Raw genomic sequence first — 20,159 nt, 5'->3', positions numbered from 1 at the left:
CCCCCTGCCGCATCGCGGCTCACCGCCCGTACTGGGGACGCGCCCGTAGCCCGTCGAGTATCTGGCTGCCGAGCATCGTGACGTCGCCCGCGCCCATGGTGATCACCACATCGCCGGGCAGCGTGAGCCCGGCGACCTGGCGACCGACCCGGGACATATCCGGTTGGTAGTGCACGGGTTTGGTGACCGACTGGGCGACGAGCGCGCCGTTGACGCCGGGCAGCGGCTTCTCCCGCGCGCCGTAGACGTCCAGCACGACGACCTCGTCGGCCAGGCTCAGCGCGACGCCGAAGTCCTCGGCGAAGGTAGCGGTGCGGCTGTACAGGTGCGGCTGGAACACCACGATCACCCGGCCCTGACGCGACCGCGCGCCGTCGCGCGCCTCCTGCTGCACCAGTTCGGCCGCGGCGCCGAGCACCGCGCGCACCTCGGTGGGATGGTGCGCGTAGTCGTCGAAGACCCGCACGCCGTTCTCCCTGCCGACGAACTGGAACCGCCGGTGCACACCGCCGAAACCCTCCAGGCCCTGGATGATCTCGTCCACGTCGGCACCCGCCGCCCGCGCGGCGAGCAGCGCGGCGAGCGCGTTGAGCGCCATGTGCCGCCCCGGCACCGAGAGTCGCAGCGTGCGCGGCGCCGGTTCGTCGGCCAGCTGGAATTGGGCGAGCCCGCCCACGTCGCGCGGCTCCCAGCTGTGCAGCCGGACGCCGACGGGGACCGGGGCGTCGGCGAGTTCGCCGGAGCCGTAGCCGAGTACCCGAACGCCCTTGTCCGCCAAACGGGTTCCGACCCGCTCGGCCAGCGCGCGCGAGCCAGGATCATCCAGGCACACCACCAGCAGGCCGCCCGCGGCGAGCCGGTCCGCGAAATCGTCGAAGACCTGCACGTAGGCGGCGTCGGTTCCGAAGAAGTCGAGGTGATCGGACTCGATGTTGGTGACCACCGCGACGTCGGGGTCGTACTGCAGCAGCGAGCCGTCGCTCTCGTCGGCCTCGGCAACGAAGACCTCGCCGGTGCCGTGATGGGCGTTGGTGCCCGCCTCGTTGAGCTCGCCGCCGACCGCGAAGGACGGGTCGAGGCCGCAGTGCTGCAGCGAGACGATCAGCATCGAGGTCGTCGACGTCTTGCCGTGGGTGCCCGAGACCAGCAGGGTGCGGTGTCCGCGCATCAGCGAGGCAAGCACCGCCGGGCGCAGCAGCACCGGGATGTCGCGCCGATTCGCTTCCACCAGTTCGGGATTGGTCTTCGGGATGGCCGCGTAGGTGGTCACCACCGCGGTCGGGCCGCCGGGCAGCAGATCGAGCGCGCCCGCGTCGTGACCGATGTTGACCTGCGCGCCGCGCGCACGCAGCGCGAGCACACCGCGGCTCTCCTTGGCGTCCGAACCCGACACCGCGCCGCCGCGGGAGAGCAGGATGCGGGCGATGCCGGACATCCCGGCGCCGCCGATGCCAACCATGTGCACCCGCTCCAGCTCGGGCGGCAGTGCCGAACGCTCGTCGCTCATCGGCCGCGCCCCAATTCCACCACGATGCGCGCCACTTCGTCGGCGGCGTCGCGGTGCCCCGCGCCTGCCGCGGCGCGGCCCATCTCGGTCAACCGGTCGGAGTCCATGAGCAGCGGTATCACCTCGTCGATCACGTACTTCGGGGACAGTTCGGCATCGGGCACAATTCTGCCACCGCCCTGTGCGACCACGGGACGGGCATTGAATTCCTGTTCGCCGTTGCCGTGCGGCAGCGGCACGTAGAACGCGGGAAGGCCGACGGCGGACACCTCGGCGACCGTCATCGCGCCGGACCGGCACACCACCGCGTCGGCGGCGGCGTAGGCCAGATCCATCCTGGACAGATACGGCACCGCCACGTAGCGCGCGGTGTCGTCGCCCTCGGCGACCTCGAGCGTGTTCTTCGGGCCGTGCGCGTGCAGCACCGAGACGCCCGCCGCCGCCAGCTGCGGCGCGGCCCCCGACACCGCCTCGTTCAGGCTGCGCGCGCCCTGCGATCCGCCGAACACCAGCAGCACCGGCCCCTCGGCGGGCAGGCCGAAGTGCGCGCGGGCCTCGGCGCGCAGCGCCGCGCGATCCAAAGAAGTGATGGCCTCGCGGACCGGGATGCCGACGACCTCGGCGCGCGGCAGGCCGGAATCCGGCACCGCGGCGAGCACCCGCGCGGCGCGGCGGGCGCCCACCTTGTTCGCGATGCCCGCCTTCGCGTTGGCCTCGTGCACGACGACCGGCACCGCGCGCCTGCGCCGCAGCACTCCCTTGCCCGCGGCCAGGTAGGCGGGCAGCGCGACATAACCACCGAAGCCGATGATCACGTCGGCCTGCACCGCGTCGATGACGGCCCTCGTCTCGGCCACCGCGGCGCGCACCCGGCCGGGCAGCCGCAGCAGGTCCGCGGTGGGCTTGCGCGGCAACGGCACCGGTGGGATCAGCTCGAGCGGATAGCCGCGCTCGGGCACCAGCCGGGTCTCCAGACCGCGCTCGGTGCCCAGTGCCGTCACTCGGATCGAATCATCGAGGCGCCGCAGCGCATCCGCCACGGCGAGGGCCGGTTCGACATGTCCCGCCGTGCCACCGCCCGCCACGATCACCGAAAGCCCGGATCCCTTCGCGGACCGCTGTGTTGCGTCGGCGGTACTCCCGGGTCCCGCATTCACCTGGATCTTCCCCGTTCTCTAGCGTGTGGCATCGGATAGTTCGGCTCCCAAGCCCTGGTGGCACGCAGCGAACTGGTGCCCCTGCTCTCCGGCGAGCGGCGTCGCGGCTGCCCGCCGGATTGTCCACGGCGCGGCGGCGCTTGGCGCGACCGGTCGGCTTGCCTGGCCCGCTGCGCGGCGGCCTTGGCGGCGTTGCGCGCCCTGGCGGCCTCCGCCTTGGCGGGCGAGTACACCTCGGGCTTGGGTAGTCGAAGCAGACGGCTGAACCGCCCGTCCTGCCCGGCCTGTAGCGCCGCCACCGCCTCCGGCTCGTGCCGTGCGGCGTTGGCGATGACGCCGAACATGAACAACGTGATGGCCAGCGAGGAACCGCCCGCCGAGACCAACGGCAGCTGCAGACCGGTCACCGGAAGCAAGCCGACCACGTAACCGACATTGATCAGCGCCTGCGCGGTGATCCAGGTGGTCGCGGTCGCGGTGAGCAGCCGCAGGAACGGGTCCACCGAGCGGCTGGCGATGCGCAGGCCGGTGTAGACGAACAGCGCGAACAACCCGAGCACCAGCGCGCAGCCGAGGAAACCGAGCTCCTCGCCGATGATGGCGAAGATGAAGTCGTTGTGCGAGTTGGGCAGGTAGCTCCACTTGGCCCGGCTCTGCCCGAGTCCGCGGCCCCAGATGCCACCGTCGGCCAGCGAGTACTGCGCCTGCCGCGCCTGGTAACCGATGCCCTGCGGGTCCTCGCCGGGATTGAAGAAGGCGCGCATGCGGTCCGAGCGATAGCCGGCGGAGAGGGCGAGCACCGCCGCGGCCACGACGCCGGACACCGCGATGGTGACGAACAGCCGCACCGGCAGCCCGCCGAACCACAGCAGCGCGGCGAGCACGATGCCGAGCGCGATGGTGGTGGACAGGTTGGGCTCGAGCACCACGAGCAGACACACCAGCATGCCCGCCGGAACCAGCGGCACCAGAATGTCTTTCAGCGCGGCCTGCTCCGACCGGCGCGAGGCGAGCAGGTGCGCGCCCCACACCACCAGCGTCACCTTGACGATCTCGGAGGGCTGCACCGACACCGGGCCGAGGTCGATCCAGCGCCGCGAGCCCTGCACCTCGCTGCCGATACCGGGAATCAGCACCAGCACCAGCGCGAGCACCGACAGCGCGAACAGCGGGAACGACCACTGCCGCAACCTGCGCATCGGAATGCGCAGCGCGACATAGAACAGCACGCAGCCGACGGCCGCGAACATGGCCTGCTGGACGAACAGCGAATACGCCGACCCGCGCTCGGCATACGCCTCGACGCTGGAGGCGGACAGCACCATCACCAGCCCGAGCACGGTCAGCAGGGTGGCGATGGTGACGATCAGATGGAACGACGCGAGCGGGCGCGCCAGCCAAGCCATGAACCTGGCGGCGGGTGCTCGCGTCGTCTCCGTCATAGCCGCCGCCCGATGTCACCGTCTTCCAGCGTGTGCACCGCGGTGGCGAAACTGCGTCCGCGGTGGGTGTAATCGGCGAACATGTCGAGGGAGGCGGCCGCGGGAGCCAGCAGCACGGTGTCGCCCGAGCGGGCGAATCCGGCGGCCTCGCGGACGGCTTGCGCCATGACGGCGTCGGCCTTGTCGGATCTCGACGGGTCGTCAGCCATCACAGCATCGTCCCCCGCGCGCACCTCGACGACCGGGACCTGGGGCGCGTGTCGCGCCAACGCGGCCGCGATCACCGGCGCGTCGGACCCGATGAGCACCGCGGCGACGAGCCGGTCGGCGACCTCCTCGATCAGATCCTCCACGTTGGCGCCCTTGAGCTGGCCGCCCGCGATCCAGATGACGTGCGGGTGCGCGAGGATCGAGGACCGCGCAGCGTGCGGATTCGTGGCCTTGGAGTCATCGATGAAATCGACGCCCGCCAGCTCGCGCACGAAGGCCGCCCGGTGCGGGCCGACCTTGTGCTCCTGCAGCCCCTCCTTGACGAACTGCGGCGCCACGTCGATGGCCCTGGTCAACGCGGCGGCGGCCAGCGCGTCGGCGACGCCAGCGGGTCCCTGCGGGCTGATGTCGCCGACCTCGGCCAGAATCGCGGCCTTGGTGAACGCGCGGTCGAGCAGTTTGCCGTCCACCACGCCGAGTTCGCCGTCGGCGGGCACGCCGATGCGGAAGCCGACGGTGCGGCGGGCCTTGGAGCGACGGGCCAGCGAAGCCGCCACCGGGTCGTCCAGGCCGACCACGCCGACCCGCCCGACCAGCGCCCGCGCCTTGGCGGCCGCGTAGGCGTCCAGGCCGCCGTGCCAATCCAGGTGATCCTCGGCCACATTCAGCACGACGCCCGCCTCCGGCCGCACCGACGGCGCCCAGTGCAGCTGGAACGAGGACAGTTCCACCGCGAGCACCTGCGGGCCGGGATTGCGGCGCAACGCGTCCAGAATCGGGGTGCCGATATTGCCGCAGGCCACGCTGGCGATGCCGGCGGCGCGCAGGATGGCGTGGGTCATCTGGGTGGTGGTGGTCTTGCCGTTGGTTCCGGTCACCACCAGCCATTTGCGGACCGGGCCGTAGATCCTGGCTTGATCGACCCACCAGGCGAATTCGACGTCGCCCCACACGGGGATGCCCTCGGTGACCGCCGAGACCAGCACCGGCGAGTCGGGTCGCCAGCCCGGGCTGGTGATCACCAGCGCGAAGCGGCTCAGATCGGCCGACTCGAGTTCGACGCCGGTGGCCACTTCCAGGCCGAGTTCGGCCGCCTCGGCGAGCGCTTTCGCGCCCGCGTCGGTGACCACCGGATGCGCGCCGATATCGCGCAGCGGTTCCACCAGCGAGCGGCCGGAGACGCCCCAGCCCGCGACGAGCACGTCACGGCCCTTGAGGAATTCGAGCATGGGCCCGGGAGAGCGCAGGGCCCGCGGAGAATGTTCGACCATCGTTAGATCACCCGACCGCGGAGAGGTATTCGCTGTAGAACAAGCCGAGGCCGACTGCGGAGGCCATGGCGGCCAAGAGCCAGAATCGAATGATCACAGTCGTCTCGGCCCATTTGCTGAGCTCGAAGTGATGATGGAACGGCGCCATCTTGAACAGCCGGTTGCGGGTGGTGCGGAAGACCGCCACCTGCAACACCACCGACACGCCCTCGGCGACGAACAGCGCGCCCATCACGATCATCAGCAGCTCGGTCCTGGTCGTGATGGAGATGCCCGCGAGCAGACCGCCGAGCGCCAGCGACCCGGTGTCGCCCATGAAGATCTTGGCGGGCGCGGCGTTCCACCACAGGAAGCCGATGCACGCCGCGGCGCCCGCCGCGCAGACCAGCGCCAGGTCCAGCGGGTCGCGCACGTTGTAGCAACCGGTCTCGGGCTTGGTCGCGCACGCGTGGTAGTACTGCCAGAACGTGATGATCACGTAGCCGCCGAGCACCAGGCTCATCGAGCCTGCAGCGAGCCCGTCCAGGCCGTCGGTGAGGTTCACGACGTTGGACCAGGCGACCACCACGAAGCACACGAACGCCAGGAAGATGATCACCCCGGCCGACACCGTGTTGATGTCGCGCACGTAGGACAGGTGGCGGCTCGCGGGCGTCAGACCGTTCTCGCCGCGGAACTGGAGCGCGAGCACACCGAAGATGACGGCCGAGGTGATCTGGCCGATGTACTTGCCCGCCGCGGTGAGGCCGAGGTTGCGCTGCTTGCGCAGCTTGATGAAGTCGTCGGTGAAGCCGACGGCGCCGAGCGCGGTGGCCAGTCCGAGGACGAGCATGCCCGACGCGGTCGGTCCCTCGGCGTCGTAGCCGATGCCGATCAGGTGCGAGCCGAGGTAACCGGCCCACATACCGATCAGGATGGCGACGCCACCCATGGTGGGCGTGCCGCGCTTGGCCTGGTGGCTGGCCGGGCCGTCGACCCGAATCTCCTGGCCGAAGCCCTGCTTGGCGAAGAACTTGATCAGCAGCGGAGTCAGCAGGATCGACACCGCCAGCGCGATAGCCGCCGCGAAGAGAATCTGTCTCACGACCACGCCTCGCTGACGCTCGGCGCAGTCGTTCGACCGAAGGCCGCTGTGCCCATGGTTCGCTCGCTACGCTCCCTCACGACCACGCCTCGCTGACGCTCAGCTCCGTCGCACGACCGATCCTCGGCGTCGCCGTACACCCGACGGCCGCTGTGCCCATTGTTCGCTCGCTCCGCTCGCTCACTGCCCTGCCTCCGCGCTACTGCCCCCGCGCCCCGTGGCACGTTCCGCGCCGGTCAAGTGTTCGGCGACCGCCCAGAGGCCGACCGACTTGGACGCCTTGACCAGCACCACATCGCCCGCTTCGACCTCGTCGTCGAGCAGCGCGATGGCCGCGCCGATATCGGGCACGAGGACCGACTCCTCGCCCCATGAGCCTTCCATCACCGCTCCCTGGTGCATCGCGCGGGAGGGCCTTCCGGTGCCTACGACGACGAGACGGTCCACGTCGAGGCGCACCGCGAGCCTGCCGATGCCGTCGTGTTCGAGCACCGACTCCTCACCCAGTTCGGCCATTTCACCGAGCACGGCCCAGCTGCGTCGCGGCTTGTCGCCCGCGCGCGACATCGTCACCAGCGCCTTGAGCGCGGCGCGCACCGAGTCGGGGTTGGCGTTGTAGGAGTCGTTGACGACGGTGACGCCGTCGTCGGTGGTGCGCACGTCCATCCGGCGCTCCGACACCCGCTGGGCGCCGGACAGCGCCTGCGCGATGGTGTCCAGGTCGGCTCCGCAGGCCAGCGCGACCGCGACGGCGGACAGCGCGTTGCCGACCTGATGCTCGCCGTGCACGGCGAGCTGGATCGGCGTGCTGCCCGCCGGGGTGTGCAGCGTGAACCCGGCGCGGGCCTCGGAATCGAGGCGCACGTCGGTGGCCCTGATGTCGGCGTTCGCGGCCTGGCCGACCCGGACCACCTTGGCCTTCGTCCGACTCGCCATCGCGGCGACCTGCTGGTCGTCGGCGTTGAGCACGGCGAGACCGGTCTCCGGGAGCGCCTCGACGAGTTCGCCCTTGGTCTGCGCGATGGCCTCGCGACTGCCGAACTCGCCGAGGTGCGCGGTGCCGACATTGAGCACCACGCCAATGCTCGGCGGCGCCACCTTCGCGAGCGCGGCGATGTGGCCAGGTCCGCGCGCGGAGAGCTCCAGCACCAGGAAGCGTGTCTTCTCGTCGGCGCGCAGCGCGGTCCAGGGGTGGCCGAGCTCGTTGTTGAACGAACCAGGCGGCGCGACGACAGGGCCAAGCGGCGCGAGCACCGCGGCAAGCAGATCCTTGGTGGAGGTCTTGCCCGAGGAACCGGTGACCCCGACGACGGTGAGGGTGCCCTCGGCGGTGAGCCGTTCGACGCTGGCGCGCGCCAGTGCGGCGAGCGCGGCCAGCACCGCGGCGCCGGAGCCATCCGAATCATGGATCAGCGCAACGGAAGTCGCGGGCACCGTGCCAGGGCTCGGGGTCACCACGATGGCGGGCACGCCGACCGGGCGCGCGGCGAGCACCGCCACCGCGCCCGCGTCCACCGCGGCCGCCGCGTACTCGTGTCCGTCGACTCGCTCGCCCGGCAGGGCGAGGAAGAGATCACCGGAACCGATTCGGCGCGAATCGAATTCGACCGAACCGGTGACTCGCACCTCCGGGTCGGGTACGTCGTGCAGCGTGCCGCCGACGACCTCCGCGATCTCCCGCAGTGTCATCTCGATCATGAAACCGTCAAGTCCTCCGCGTCCGTCCCGTGCGGACTTCGCTGTGCTCGCTGAACATGCTGTGCCGCCTGAAAGTTCATGCCCGCGCCTCCGCGGCCACCCTGCGCGACAAGGCGTCCGCCACGACATCGCGATCGTCGAAAGGGTGTTTCACGCCGCGGATCTCCTGGCCCGTCTCGTGGCCCTTGCCCGCGATCAGCACGGCGTCGCCGGGCCGTGCCCAGTCCACCGCGGCGGCGATGGCCGCGGCGCGGTCGCCGATCTCACGCACCTCGCCGCGCTCGTCGGCGGGCACGGCCAGCGCGCCCGCGCCGATCGCGGCCCGGATCGAGGCGGGATCCTCCGAGCGCGGGTTGTCGTCGGTGATGACGACCAAGTCGGCGCCCCTGGCCGCGACCTCGCCCATCAGCGGTCGCTTGCCCGCGTCGCGGTCGCCGCCCGCGCCGAACACCACGGCAAGGCGACCGGGCGCGGCCGGATTGTCGGCGGCAAGGTGCACGCGCAGGGTCGCGATCACCGACTCCAGCGCCGCGGGCTTGTGCGCGTAGTCCACCACGGCGAGGAAGTCCTGTCCCCGCTCGACGCGCTGCATCCGGCCCGGCACGTCGACAGTGGCCAGCGCGGGCGCCGCGGCGGCGGGATCGACACCCGCAGCGGCGCACACGGCCACCGCGAGCAGCGCGTTGGCGACGTTGTAGCGGCCGGGAAGACGAAGGCGCACATCGACATTCGCGTCCGGACCGGCGGCGGTGAAGCGCTGCTCCGGGCCGTGCGCGGCGACCGCGCCCGCCACGTGCCAATCCGCGGGTCCGGTGGTCGCGACCGTGGTCGGCGCGGGCAGGCTCGCGGCCAGCCTGCGGCCCCACTCGTCGTCGACGCAGATCACCGAGGTGCGCGCGGCGACGGCCGAGCCCGGCTCGAACAACCTGCGCTTGGCGCCGAAGTAGTCCTCGAAATCGGCGTGGAAATCGAGGTGATCCTGGGAGAGATTGGTGAACGCGCCCACCGTGAAGCGCACGCCGTCGACCCGGCCGAGCGCCAGCGCGTGGCTGGACACCTCCATCACCACGGCGTCGACGCCCTGCTCGACCATCAGCGCGAACATCGCGTGCAGCTGCGGCGCCTCGGGGGTGGTCAGCGCGCTCGGCACCCGGCGGCCGCCGATCCTGGTCTCGATGGTGCCGATCAGCGCCGTGGACAGGCCGCCCGCCGCCAAGCCCGCCTCCACCAGATACGAGGTGGTGGTCTTGCCGGAGGTGCCGGTGATGCCGACGATGCGCAGGCGCTCGGAGGGGTTCCCGTACAGGGCCGCGGAGAGTTCGCCGAGCACCTCGCGCGGGCGTTCGCGCACCAGCAGGGGAACGCCGAGTTCCCCGGCCAGTGCGGCGCCCTCGGCGTCGGTGAACACGGCCACCGCGCCGCGCGCGACGGCGTCGGCGGCGAAGCGCGCGCCGTGCGACTGCGAGCCGGGCAGCGCGGCGAACAGATCGCCGGGTTGTACCGCGTTCGAACGCTGCTCGATCCCGGTGACGACGAGATCGCCGGGGACCGTCGCCGACGGGCGGGCGCCGGTCAGCTCCAGCACGGTGGTCAGCGGTGTCGACGGCGGGTCGACCGGCCGCAGCACGGGCTGGCTGGACTGCGCGGGCACCTCGCTCCTCTCTGACAGGGCATCTGTAGACGGCACGGATCTCTGGTGACGAGTCAGGTTACCGACGCGGACTCATCGGTGAACAACGCGCCTCGGTGTTGCCGCGCCGAGCGCGCGCCGGGACAGGGAAATACCACGTTCGACAAAGCCGGAATCACACACCGGCCTGCAGGACGAACTTCTCCGCCGGCGCGGTCGACGGCGGGATCCGGTCGCGCTGCAGCGCCCACGACGCGATGTTGTGGAACAGCGGCGCCGCGGACTGACCGCCGCTGCCGTCGGAGCTGCGCACGGGGTTGTCCAGCATCATGCCGATCACGTACCGCGGGTTGTCGGCGGGGGCCATGCCCGCGAAGGTGATCCAGTAGCTGGAGCTCGAGTAGCACTTGCAGCCGGGATCGATCTTCTGCGCGGTGCCGGTCTTGCCCGCGATCCGGTAGCCCTCGATCGCGGCGGGCCACCCGGTGCCGTTCTGGTCGGCGTTCATCGGATCGCGCTGCACCACGGCCTGGAACATGTGCCGCAGCGTCTGCGCGGTCTGCGGGCTCACCACCCGCACGCCCTCCGGCTGCGGCTCCTCGGTGCGAGCGCCGTCCGGCGCGATCTTGGCCTTCACGATGCGCGGCGGGATGCGCATACCATCGTTCGCGATGGCCTGGTACATTCCCGTCATCTGCAGCGTGGACATCGAAAGGCCCTGTCCGATGGGCAGATTGGCGAAGGTGCCGCCGGACCACTGATCCCGCGACGGCACCTGGCCCCCGGTCTCGCCCGGCAGGCCGACGCCGGTGCGCTGGCCGAGACCGAACCGATACAGCATGTCCGCGTAGCGGTCCTCGCCCACGCGCTGGGCCAGCATCAGGGTGCCGACGTTGGACGACTTCGCGAAGATGCCGGTGGTCGTGTACGGCGCGACGCCGTGGCCCCAGGCGTCGCCGACGGTGACGCCCGCCATCCGGATCGAGCCGGGGACCTGGTGGACCTCGTCGGGATGGGTCAGCCCGTACTCGATGGCCGCGGCCGCCGTGACGATCTTGTTCACCGAGCCGGGTTCGAACGGGTCGCTCACCGACGGGTTGCTCGTCTTGGCCGAGCTCCAGTTCTGCGGGCCCAGCGTGGGATTGAAGGTGTTGTCGTTGGCCATGGCGAGCACTTGGCCCGTCTTGGCGTCGAGGACCACCGCCGAGGCGCCCTGCGCGCCGGACATCTCCCTGGCCTGCTGCACCTGCTGCTGCACGTAGTACTGCAGGTCGGAGTCGAGGGTGAGTTCGACCCCGTTGCCGTTGACAGCGGGCTGCTTGTCGCGCCAGCTGCCGGGAATGACGGCGCCGTCCGACCCTCGGTCGTAGGTGTGCGAGCCGTCGGTGCCCGCGAGCACCGAGTCCAGCGAGGATTCCAGGCCGATCAGGCCGTGCCCGTCCCACCCGGTGGCGCCGAGGATGTTGGCGGCAAGCGATCCGCCCGGGTATTCGCGCCGCGGCTGCGAGTCCGCGCCCACCTCAGGGAACTGCACGGTGATGTCCGTCGCGACCCGCGGATCGACATTGCGGGCGAGATAGACGAACGTCTCGTCACTGCGCAGCTTGTCGAGCAACGCCGATTCCGACGGCGCGTTCTTGCCGAGCTTCTCGTGGATCGTCTTGGCGATGGCTTGCAGACGCTCGTCCGGGTCGGGCGCCTTGTCGCTCTTGGCCTTCGCGTCCTCCAGATCCTTGCGCACCCGCACCGGTTGGAAGTGCAGTTCCACCGCGGCGGTGGTGAAGGCGAGCGACTTGCCGTTGCGGTCGGTGATCGGGCCGCGGGTGGCCTGGTCGGTCAGTCGTACGGTGCGCTGGCTGGCCGCCTGCGCCGAGAGGCCGGGGGCGGAAATGCTCTGGATCCAGAGCAATTGGAGCGCGACGACGGCCAGCGCGACCAGCATGACGATCCGGCCGACCCCCAGCCGAAGCCGCACGGGTCGATCGGCGGCGGCGCGGGATCTCGACGGCCTCGATGCCACCGACCCGCGCCGCTTGCGCGGCGCGGGTCTGGTCTGGGTCATCGAGTGCCTCCCGGCTGATCTTGCGGCGCGACCTGTGCGCCGGGCGGTGCGGACTGGTCGGCCGGGGCTTGCGCCACCGGCTGCGACACGGCGGGATCCGGTGCCAGGGCGGGATCCTGGGCCGCGGGCTGCGGCGCTGCCTGGTCTTGTGCCGCTGCCGGATTCTGCGCAGCGGGCTGCGGCACCTCTGCGGGCGGCGGCGGTAGCGGCGACGGCTGACCCCCGACCGCCCCGGGAACCGGTGGCGCGGCGGGTGTCGGGCTCGGGGTGTTGCCGTTGGCCTGCGCGGCGCTCGGCCTGGCCGGCGTGGTCGACACCGGCACGACGCGCTCACCCTGCGCCTGCGCGTGGCCTGGCTGGGCGGACGGGCGCGCGGACGGCGTGACGTTCAACGGCGGCGCGGGCGCGCCCTGCGCCGGGGTCTCCTTGCCGATCACCGTCACCGTGCCATCCGGGCCGATCACCAGCCTGGCCGGATCCTTCGCCGGGATCATGCCGAGTTCGCGGGCGCGGGCGGCGAGTTCGGGCGCGGAGTCGGCGGCCTCGACCTCGCGCTGCAGGGCGGCGCGCTCCTCGGAGAGCTTCCTGTTGAGCTCCCTTGCGTCGCTGAGTTGGTAGCTGTCCTCGGCCGCCCTGGTGGTGAGCAGCAGGGTGAGCGCGAGACCGCAGCCGAGCATCGCGATGATCGCCGCGACGAACGGTATCCGCGCGGCCATCACCGACCTGCGGGTCGGCAGCCGCGGCCCCGCGTCGGCGCGCTGCTCGGCACGCATCTTGCGCTTGGCGTAAGCGCGTTGCGCCGCACCGGATTTGACCCGCTCGGCGGCCTGCACTCGACGGGCGACCCGGCCCGGCGACTCGACCGTGCGCGTCCGGATACTCATGGTGTCGTCGCCTCCTCTGTTCCGCAAGAACACCCCCACCCCGTCGACGTCGTGCGGCCCGCGACGATCGGCGCGCGCGGGGCGCCTCCGGTCGCGAACCGACGTCCGATGAGCGCGACGGCGGCCGAGCTCGGGCTCGATGTCGTCACGTTCATCCCCTTTCCTGAATCCGTTCGGCCGCCCGCATGCGCACGGGCGCGGCCCGCGGGTTCTCGTCTATCTCCCGCTCGGTCGCCTTCTCGGCGCCGCGGGTGAGCATCCGGAATTCCGGTCCCATGCCGGGCAATTCGACCGGCAGGTCCACCGGCGTGCGTGAGACGATCCGCGGCGCCAGCTCCTGCTTGACGAGCTTGTCCTCCAGCGACTGGTAGGACATGATCACGATCCGCCCGCCGAGCCGGAGCGCGTCCAGCGCGGCAGGTAGCGCGGCGCGTAGCGAGTCGAGCTCGCCGTTCACCTCCACCCGCAGCGCCTGGAAGGTGCGCTTGGCGGGATGGCCGCCGGTCCGCCTCGCCGCGGCCGGGATGGTCGCGTAGAGCAGTTCGACGAGCTCGGCGCTCGTGGTGAACGGCCGCTGCTGGCGGCGGCGCACCACCTCCGAGGCGATCTTGCCCGCGAAACGCTCCTCGCCGTAGGTCTTCAGCACCCTGGCGAGATCGCCGTGGCTGTAGGTGTTGAGCACGTCGGCGGCGGTGATGCCCTTCGTCGGATCCATCCGCATGTCCAGCGGCGCGTCGACGGAGTAGGCGAAGCCGCGCTCGGCCTCGTCCAGCTGCATCGAGGAGACGCCGAGGTCCATCAGGATGCCGCTCACCGAACCGAGCGGATCGAGTCCGGCCTGGGTCAGCGCGTCGGCGATGCCGTCATAGGTGGTGTGCACCAAAGTGATTCGGTCCGCGAACGGGCGCAGCCGGTCCTCGGCCAAGCGCAACGCGTTCGTGTCTCTGTCCAGCCCGACCAGTCGTAGCCCGGGATAGGTGCGCAGGAAATGTTCGGCGTGACCGCCGAGACCAAGGGTGGCGTCGACGTAGACGGCGCCGGGTTCGGTGAGCGCGGGACCGAGCAGTTCATCGGCTCGGCCCAGGAGAACCGGAACATGCCGGGGGCCGTCCTGTTCACGGTTCACCCAGACCTCCCGGATCCTGCCTCGCGTCGTCGCTGTGCACCGGATGGCGAGCGCCGGTGGCCGAACGTTCGACCATCGCACACGGGTCGCCTTGTTCCACAGTGCTTTTGATTAAGAAGCTGCTGTCGAGAACGAATGCCCCGTGGTCTCTGACCGAACAACGGCACCTGGCGTCGGGGAAGTACGCCAGGGTCCGCGTCCGGGCAGAGGCCGCGCGGCACTCGTTCGCTCGGGCTAGAAGATTCCGCCCAGCGACTCGTCTCTCGCTTGCGCGTAATCCTCCTCGTGCTCGGCGAGGTAGGACTCCCACGCCTGCTTGTCCCAAATCTCGAGGAAGTCGACCGAGCCGATCACCACGCAATCCCGGTCCAGGTTCGCGTAGCGCCGATGATCCGCCGACAACGTGATGCGGCCCTGCGCGTCCGGACGCTGTTCATCGGTTCCGGCCGCGAGTGCCCTGACGAACGCGCGGGCCTGCGGGTTGCTGCGAGACGCGGCCGCGGCTCGGCGAGCGAGCGCGGTGAACTCTTCCTTGGGGTACACGGCAAGGCTGTGGTCCTGACCCTTCGTGACCATCAACCCTCCCGCCAGATCGTCTCGAAACTTCGCAGGCAACGTGAGTCGCCCTTTGTCATCCAGCCGAGGTGTGTAGGTACCGAGAAACATCTCGATACCTCCCTACTGGATCACCTCTCTGGATGGCCTCTCCTGTAGTGCGCGCTCCACATTACCCCACTTTCCCCCACTTTCAATCGAAAGTGGAGGTGATCTGGCTCCCCGCCGAGACGATTTCGCAGGTCATCCCAGCTATCACCGGGGTGGGGAACTTTTTGCATGTTGTGCCGACACGCGGGCGTCGGCCTGAGACAGCCCGGAAACATCCAGCAAACCGCCCTGGTAGGCAAGGTCCTTCAGCCGATCCGGGGTGGTTCTGGGGGAAGGTGGAGAACGTCGTGGGGAGAAGTGGGAACCGCCTCGGGAGGCCGTCGGACGAAGTCCTCCGGATACCGCGCGCAACCGGAGCGAAGGTGGAGGTGCGCCTATCCACTACCCCGCGGGAGCGGTTCGCGGAGAGTGGCCGAAACGCGAGCAGGCGACGCCGCACCATCGTGTGGTGCGGCGTCGCCTGTCGCGATGAAGATGTCGGGTTACAGCCGAGCTACTCCTGCTCGAACCGTCTCCGGAAGCGATCCTCCATGCGTTCGGAGAAACCACCGGACTTGCGCTGACGCCCAGGTCCGCTCGATCCGCCACCGCCCGGCCCGCTGGAAGGCGCCTCGCCGGAACGCGCGCCACGGGCGGCGCCCTTGGAGTTGCCGAGCAGCAGCAGCACGCCGGCGCCGAACATGACGATGAATCCGATCAGGCTGATGATCGGAAAGCCACCGGGCTTCACCGGAGCGGCGATACCGGCGACCAGTAGAAACAGACCGAGGACGAACAAGGCCGCGGCCTGGAGTCTGCGACGACTCGAGGTCGAGCGAAGGCGTCCGCCGCGGACGGACGAGGCGAACTTCGGATCCTCAGCATAGAGCGCGCTCTCGATCTGTTCGAGCATGCGCTGCTCGTGCTCGGAGAGTGGCACGGTACCTCCCCCGGCACTAGGACGTGGCTTGTCGCCTCCGGGTAGGCGACAGATAGCCGACCTTGGCGGCTATCTGTCACCAATGATACGAGTTCGATCAGGGCCGTACCACCTTCTCGGTGATAACTAAGCGGTCATGCCTCCGCTCCATCCCGGCGCGGGCCGCAACCGCGCGGCCGACTTCAGCAGATCTTCCACGTCGTGCAGGAATGCCCCCACCCGCGAAGAGAACTCGTCGGCCTGCCGTTCGTCCACTTCGCGGTCCAATCCGGCCTCCAGCGCGGCGCGCAGCTCCGAGCGCGCGCTGAAGTAGTCGGCCCACATGACGAACTCGGGCGCGGCGCGCTGCAACAGCACCCATGCGTTGCGCGAGCGGGCCCGCGGCGCGGCGTCGGCGCCGGTGAACGCGAGCACCGCACCCGCGCCGCGCAGCGCGGCGAGGTACGCGGTACGGAAGCGTTCCCGCGGATCGGTCTCCCCCGCCGCCTGCATCAGCAGTCCGTCGGCCTTCTTCAGCAGTTTCCCCGCCTTGCCGGGCTGGCCCGGCTGCTCGATCCGACTCATCGGCTCGTCCCTCCGCACTCGCACACCTCCGGTCCCCGTGCACCGCGCGGACCGAACAGGTATTCGAACGTTTGAATTGAGCTTGAATATAGAGACGCCCACCGACAACTTTCCGCGTCCGCGCGGTCCGACGAGAGCCATGACAGCCGTCAAGCCACATCACTCACCCGCACCCGCACCCGTCGTCGTCGACCTCTCGGTCGCGGACCTGCGTTACCGGCTGCACGACGCGCTGGCGGTCTATGTCGCCGCGATGGACTATCCGCGCGGCACCGAGAACCATCGCGCGCCGATGTGGACCGAGCACACCACCCGCGCGGGCTGGCAGGCGGTCGCCGCGCTGCTTCCCGGCGACGACGGCCGCGTCGACCTGCGCACGTCGCCCATCGTCGCCATCGCCTACGGCTACCGCGGCGCGCCGCACCAGTGGTGGCACCAGCAGGTGCACAGCGGTATGCGCCGCTCCGGCTGGCCGGAAAACTCTGCGCGCGAACTGCTTTCGGACTATTTCGAGCTGACCGAGTTGCACGTGCACCCGAGCGCGCAGGGCCGCGGCATCGGCGCCACCCTGCTGCGCAGGCTGCTGCAGGACCGGACGGAGAGCGCGGTGCTGCTGTCCACGCCGGAGGTGGCTGGCGAGGAGAACCGCGCGTGGCGGCTCTATCGCAGGGAGGGATTCGCCGACGTCATCCGGCATTTCGTGTTCGCGGGCGACAACCGGCCCTTCGCGATCCTGGGCAGGCGGCTGCCGCTGTGAACGTGGTGGTCGTCGGTTCCGGCCACAACGCCCTGGTGGCGGCCTGTTATCTGGCGCGCGAGGGGCACCGGGTCGAGGTGCTGGAGCGCGACGAGGTGGTCGGCGGCGCGGTGTCCACGGTCGAGCGTTTCCCCGGGCACCTGGTGGACCGCGGCTCGTCGGCGCACATCATGATCCGGCACACGGGGATCGTCGAGGAGCTCGAGCTGGAGCGCTTCGGACTGCGTTATATCGATTGCGATCCTTGGGGATTCACCCCTGCCGATGCCGAGGGCAGGCCGCCGATCGTCTTCCACCGCGACGTCGACGCGACGTGCGCGTCCATCGCCGCGGCGTGCGGGACGGCCGACGCCGAGGCATACCGGCGGTTCGTCGCGGTGTGGGGTCCGCGCAGCGCGCGGGTGATGCGCGCGTTCGGCGGCGCGCCGGGGCCCGGTCATCTGCTTCGCTCGTTCTGGGGGCTTGACGCGAAGGCGGGCGGCAGCGCGCTGTCCAGGGAGTTCTTGCAGTCCGGGGACGCGTTGCTGGACAGCTTGTTTCGCGACGAACGGCTCAAGGCGTCGCTGGCCTGGTTCGGTGCGCAGTCCGGTCCGCCGATGTCGGAACCCGGCACGGCGCCGATGGTCGGCTTCGCTGCGCTGATGCACACGCTACCGCCGGGTCGGGCGGTCGGCGGCAGTGGCGCGTTGAGCGCGGCGCTGGTCGCGCGGCTGCGCGCCGACGGTGCGGCGGTGGCGGCGGGTGACGCGGTCACCTCGATCGGGCGCGTCGGCGAGGGCTGGGTGGTGCGTACGGCGTCCGGGCGGGAGCTGCGCGCCGACGCGGTGATCGCGGGCGCGCACGTCCTCACCACACTGGACCTGCTGCGCGCCGGCGGATTCGACGGCGCGACGCTGGACGACTGGCAGCGCCGCATCCGGGTCGGGCCCGGCATCGGCATGGTGGTGCGGGTGGCGACGACCGCGCTGCCCGAGTACCCGGGTGCCGCCACCGCGGAATCCGCGCGCGGCCTGCAATTTCTCGTCTCGGATCGCGCACAGCTGCGGCGCGCGCACGGTGCGGCGCTGGCGGGCGACCTGCCGCCGCGGCCGGTGGTGCTCGCGATGAGTTTCAGCGCGCTCGACCCGAGCATCGCGCCGCCGGGCGAACACCAGCTCTCGCTGTGGGCGCAGTGGCATCCCTATCGGCTGGCCGACGGCAGCGACTGGGCCGCGCACGCGGATCGCGAGGGCGATCGGATCATCGCCGAGGTCGACTCGTACGCACCGGGTTTCGCCTCGACTGTGCGCGAGCGGTTCGTGCAGACGCCGGTCGACCTGGAGCAGGAGATGGGGCTGCGCGGCGGCAATGTGATGCACGTGGAGATGTCGCTGGATCAGATGATGTTGTGGCGGCCGCTGCCTGAACTCTCGGGTCAGCGGGTGCCAGGTGCGCCCGGACTGTATCTGACGGGGGCGTCCACCCATCCCGGCGGTGGCGTCTCCGGCGCCAGCGGACGGACGGCGGCGCGGCTCGCCCTGCGCGACGCCCGGCGCAGGCGATTTCCCTTCCCGCGCAAGCGATGACGGACCCGGTGATGCGTATGCCGGGGCGCGCGAGCCTGCGGTCGGTGCGGCACCCGGTGCCTGTGTCGCTCGCGGTCTTGCTCGTGCTCGCCCAGATCTGCTATCCGCTCACCGAGGGTGCGGCGCGGGACCGGATCACCGTTGTGGTCGTGCTGCTCTCCGCGGGCACGGCCCTCGCGCATGCCGCCGCCACCCGGGGAACTCGGTACGCGCTGGGGTTTCTGGTGATCGTCTCGGGGGTCGGTCTGCTCGCCGAGATGCTCGGGGTGGCGACCGGAATCCCGTTCGGCTGCTACGAGTACGCGCAGGATCGGATCGGGCCGTCGCTCGCGGGCGTGCCACTGCTGGTGCCACTGGCCTGGACGGGCGGGATGTATCCGGTGTGGATCGTGGCCGGGATCGTCACCCGCGGGACCGCGGGGAGAGTCGTTCTCACCACGATCGGTGCGGTGGGGTGGGACCTCTTCCTCGATCCGCAGATGGTCGCCGACGGTCAATGGACTTGGTGCGACACCGATTCCGGGTTGCCCGGACTGGACCACATCCCGCTCACCAACTACCTCGGCTGGTTCTGCGTCGGCCTGCTGATGGCGCTGCTGCTCGCGGTCTGGGACCGCGCCGCGCCCAGCCCCACCCAACCCCGCTCCGGCGCCTCGTTTGCGGTGCCCATCGCGGTCTTCCTCTGGACCTGGCTCGGCTCCACCCTCGCCCACGCCGCCTTCCTCGATCTCCCCTACTCGGCCTTGTACGGGGCGGTCGGGATGGCGCCACTCGGCGTACCCCTGCTGATCCACTTGGCGCGACACCGCTCCGCCGAGGTGCGCCCCGCCGATTGACGCGGCTGTGCGCCCTCGGCCCGCCGCCGCTCCGCCACAGGAGCTCGCTCCGGTCGACACCATTGCGCGCACTGCGCCCACCACCACTCCGCGAAGCGCCGCACGCCGGTCGATGACGCCGAGCGCACTACACCCACCGCTGCCCTCCGCCCTAGGCGCCCCGCCGGTTGACGCCGCCGCGCACTCGGCGCGACAAGGCTCCGGAACGGCGCGCGGGGTGACCCGTCCCGGCGCTGCTCCGCCGAAGCGCCCCACACCGGTTCGACCCCACTGCGGGCCCTCGCCCGCCAACCCGCCGCCAGAGATGCCCCGCACCGGTCGAGGCAGCCGGGTGCACTTTTGCCCACGGCTTCGCCGAAGCGCCGGACGCCGCGCGCACTTCACCCACCGCTGCCTCGCCCTCGGCGCCCCGCCGGTTGACGCCGCTGCGCGCGCTCGGCGCGACAACGCTCCGGAACGGCTCGCGGGGTGACCCGTGCGATCGCCGCCATGAGCTGCTCGGTTCACGAGGCGATCGGGGGCGGTCGAGCGCGATGGGCGTGGAGGGCGCGCGGTCTTTCTGAAGAAGCCGCGGGCGATCCAGCGGAATCGGCGAGTCGCCCGGCGCGCAGGGCGAGGCGGTGCGGGCGGCTGGCATCGAGTTCGACTCGATCGGCCGCGGGGCTCGATAACGCGCGTGCGACATCGAGCCGGGGGCCACGATAAATACGGCAGGGTGTCGGCGTGTCACGTCCGCCGCGATGATTTGTTGCTCGGTTTCGAGGCGACCCGACGCGGCGTG

The 20,159-nt window shown here is 70.8% G+C and carries 16 protein-coding genes; 3 read left to right on the top strand and 13 right to left on the bottom strand.

Going from position 1 to position 20,159, the window contains the following annotated elements; translation table 11 throughout:
* Nucleotides 1-19: 19 nt before the first annotated feature.
* The 13 genes from murC to CRP45_RS18075 all read right to left on the bottom strand — a co-directional run bounded on the left by murC (nt 20) and on the right by CRP45_RS18075 (nt 16,220).
* Complete coding sequence (murC, locus tag CRP45_RS18135) at nt 20-1,507, bottom strand: UDP-N-acetylmuramate--L-alanine ligase (protein WP_097246031.1); 1,488 nt, start codon at nt 1,505-1,507, stop codon at nt 20-22.
* Complete coding sequence (murG, locus tag CRP45_RS18130; RefSeq protein ID WP_067785749.1) at nt 1,504-2,664, bottom strand: undecaprenyldiphospho-muramoylpentapeptide beta-N-acetylglucosaminyltransferase; 1,161 nt, start codon at nt 2,662-2,664, stop codon at nt 1,504-1,506. Before murG ends, murC begins: the two co-directional genes overlap by 4 nt.
* Nucleotides 2,661-4,106: a putative lipid II flippase FtsW gene (ftsW, locus tag CRP45_RS18125; protein WP_097246030.1), complete on the bottom strand. Its 1,446-nt coding sequence runs from the start codon at nt 4,104-4,106 to the stop codon at nt 2,661-2,663. The genes murG and ftsW overlap by 4 nt, the downstream gene beginning before the upstream one ends.
* Nucleotides 4,103-5,545, bottom strand: a complete 1,443-nt coding sequence (gene murD / locus CRP45_RS18120; RefSeq protein WP_097246029.1) for a UDP-N-acetylmuramoyl-L-alanine--D-glutamate ligase — start codon at nt 5,543-5,545, stop codon at nt 4,103-4,105. The genes ftsW and murD overlap by 4 nt, the downstream gene beginning before the upstream one ends.
* Before the next feature lie 49 nt (nt 5,546-5,594).
* On the bottom strand, nt 5,595-6,671 hold the full coding sequence (gene mraY / locus CRP45_RS18115; RefSeq protein ID WP_067786151.1) for a phospho-N-acetylmuramoyl-pentapeptide-transferase: 1,077 nt from the start codon (nt 6,669-6,671) through the stop codon (nt 5,595-5,597).
* A gap of 180 nt (nt 6,672-6,851) precedes the next feature.
* Nucleotides 6,852-8,369, bottom strand: coding sequence for a UDP-N-acetylmuramoyl-tripeptide--D-alanyl-D-alanine ligase (locus CRP45_RS18110; protein ID WP_097246028.1), 1,518 nt, complete (start codon nt 8,367-8,369; stop codon nt 6,852-6,854).
* 76 nt (nt 8,370-8,445) lie between these two features.
* Nucleotides 8,446-10,020 (bottom strand): UDP-N-acetylmuramoyl-L-alanyl-D-glutamate--2,6-diaminopimelate ligase, encoded by a 1,575-nt coding sequence (locus CRP45_RS18105; protein WP_097246027.1) that lies wholly within the window; start codon nt 10,018-10,020, stop codon nt 8,446-8,448.
* 154 nt (nt 10,021-10,174) lie between these two features.
* On the bottom strand, nt 10,175-12,061 hold the full coding sequence (locus CRP45_RS18100) for a peptidoglycan D,D-transpeptidase FtsI family protein (RefSeq protein ID WP_097246026.1): 1,887 nt from the start codon (nt 12,059-12,061) through the stop codon (nt 10,175-10,177).
* Nucleotides 12,058-12,945: a cell division protein FtsL gene (gene ftsL, locus CRP45_RS34660; protein WP_245910197.1), complete on the bottom strand. Its 888-nt coding sequence runs from the start codon at nt 12,943-12,945 to the stop codon at nt 12,058-12,060. Before ftsL ends, CRP45_RS18100 begins: the two co-directional genes overlap by 4 nt.
* Nucleotides 12,946-13,096: 151 nt before the next feature.
* Entirely contained in the window at nt 13,097-14,086 is a 990-nt protein-coding gene (gene rsmH, locus CRP45_RS18090; protein ID WP_308209537.1) for a 16S rRNA (cytosine(1402)-N(4))-methyltransferase RsmH, read from the bottom strand.
* Nucleotides 14,087-14,305: 219 nt separating this feature from the next.
* Entirely contained in the window at nt 14,306-14,737 is a 432-nt protein-coding gene (gene mraZ / locus CRP45_RS18085; RefSeq protein ID WP_067785767.1) for a division/cell wall cluster transcriptional repressor MraZ, read from the bottom strand.
* 493 nt (nt 14,738-15,230) lie between these two features.
* On the bottom strand, nt 15,231-15,656 hold the full coding sequence (locus CRP45_RS18080) for a DUF3040 domain-containing protein (protein ID WP_067785770.1): 426 nt from the start codon (nt 15,654-15,656) through the stop codon (nt 15,231-15,233).
* Nucleotides 15,657-15,782: 126 nt separating this feature from the next.
* A complete protein-coding gene (locus tag CRP45_RS18075) occupies nt 15,783-16,220 on the bottom strand; it encodes an SAV_6107 family HEPN domain-containing protein (RefSeq protein WP_067785773.1) in 438 nt (145 codons plus the stop codon).
* Nucleotides 16,221-16,359: 139 nt separating this feature from the next.
* On the opposite strand from CRP45_RS18075, the gene CRP45_RS18070 reads away from it, so the two are divergent.
* Genes CRP45_RS18070 through CRP45_RS18060 form a run of 3 tightly spaced genes read left to right on the top strand, consistent with a single transcriptional unit; the run spans nt 16,360 to nt 19,378 of the window.
* Nucleotides 16,360-16,977: a GNAT family N-acetyltransferase gene (locus CRP45_RS18070; RefSeq protein WP_097246024.1), complete on the top strand. Its 618-nt coding sequence runs from the start codon at nt 16,360-16,362 to the stop codon at nt 16,975-16,977.
* Complete coding sequence (locus CRP45_RS18065; RefSeq protein WP_097246023.1) at nt 16,974-18,542, top strand: phytoene desaturase family protein; 1,569 nt, start codon at nt 16,974-16,976, stop codon at nt 18,540-18,542. The genes CRP45_RS18070 and CRP45_RS18065 overlap by 4 nt, the downstream gene beginning before the upstream one ends.
* 11 nt (nt 18,543-18,553) lie before the next feature.
* Nucleotides 18,554-19,378 (top strand): carotenoid biosynthesis protein, encoded by an 825-nt coding sequence (locus tag CRP45_RS18060; protein ID WP_245910196.1) that lies wholly within the window; start codon nt 18,554-18,556, stop codon nt 19,376-19,378.
* Nucleotides 19,379-20,159: the final 781 nt, after the last annotated feature.

The organism is Nocardia amikacinitolerans (assembly GCF_900215415.1).
GTDB lineage: Bacteria > Actinomycetota > Actinomycetes > Mycobacteriales > Mycobacteriaceae > Nocardia > Nocardia amikacinitolerans.
This window is presented reverse-complemented; position numbering and strand designations above follow the sequence as displayed.

Coding starts and splice junctions, on each gene's coding strand:
- murC (WP_097246031.1), bottom strand. CDS start 1,507: ATGAGCGACGAGCGTTCGGCACTGCCGCCCGAGCTGGAGCGGGTGCAC.
- ftsW (WP_097246030.1), bottom strand. CDS start 4,106: ATGACGGAGACGACGCGAGCACCCGCCGCCAGGTTCATGGCTTGGCTG.
- murD (WP_097246029.1), bottom strand. CDS start 5,545: ATGCTCGAATTCCTCAAGGGCCGTGACGTGCTCGTCGCGGGCTGGGGC.
- CRP45_RS18110 (WP_097246028.1), bottom strand. CDS start 8,369: ATGATCGAGATGACACTGCGGGAGATCGCGGAGGTCGTCGGCGGCACG.
- CRP45_RS18100 (WP_097246026.1), bottom strand. CDS start 12,061: ATGACCCAGACCAGACCCGCGCCGCGCAAGCGGCGCGGGTCGGTGGCA.
- ftsL (WP_245910197.1), bottom strand. CDS start 12,945: ATGAGTATCCGGACGCGCACGGTCGAGTCGCCGGGCCGGGTCGCCCGT.
- mraZ (WP_067785767.1), bottom strand. CDS start 14,737: ATGTTTCTCGGTACCTACACACCTCGGCTGGATGACAAAGGGCGACTC.
- CRP45_RS18075 (WP_067785773.1), bottom strand. CDS start 16,220: ATGAGTCGGATCGAGCAGCCGGGCCAGCCCGGCAAGGCGGGGAAACTG.
- CRP45_RS18070 (WP_097246024.1), top strand. CDS start 16,360: ATGACAGCCGTCAAGCCACATCACTCACCCGCACCCGCACCCGTCGTC.
- CRP45_RS18060 (WP_245910196.1), top strand. CDS start 18,554: ATGCGTATGCCGGGGCGCGCGAGCCTGCGGTCGGTGCGGCACCCGGTG.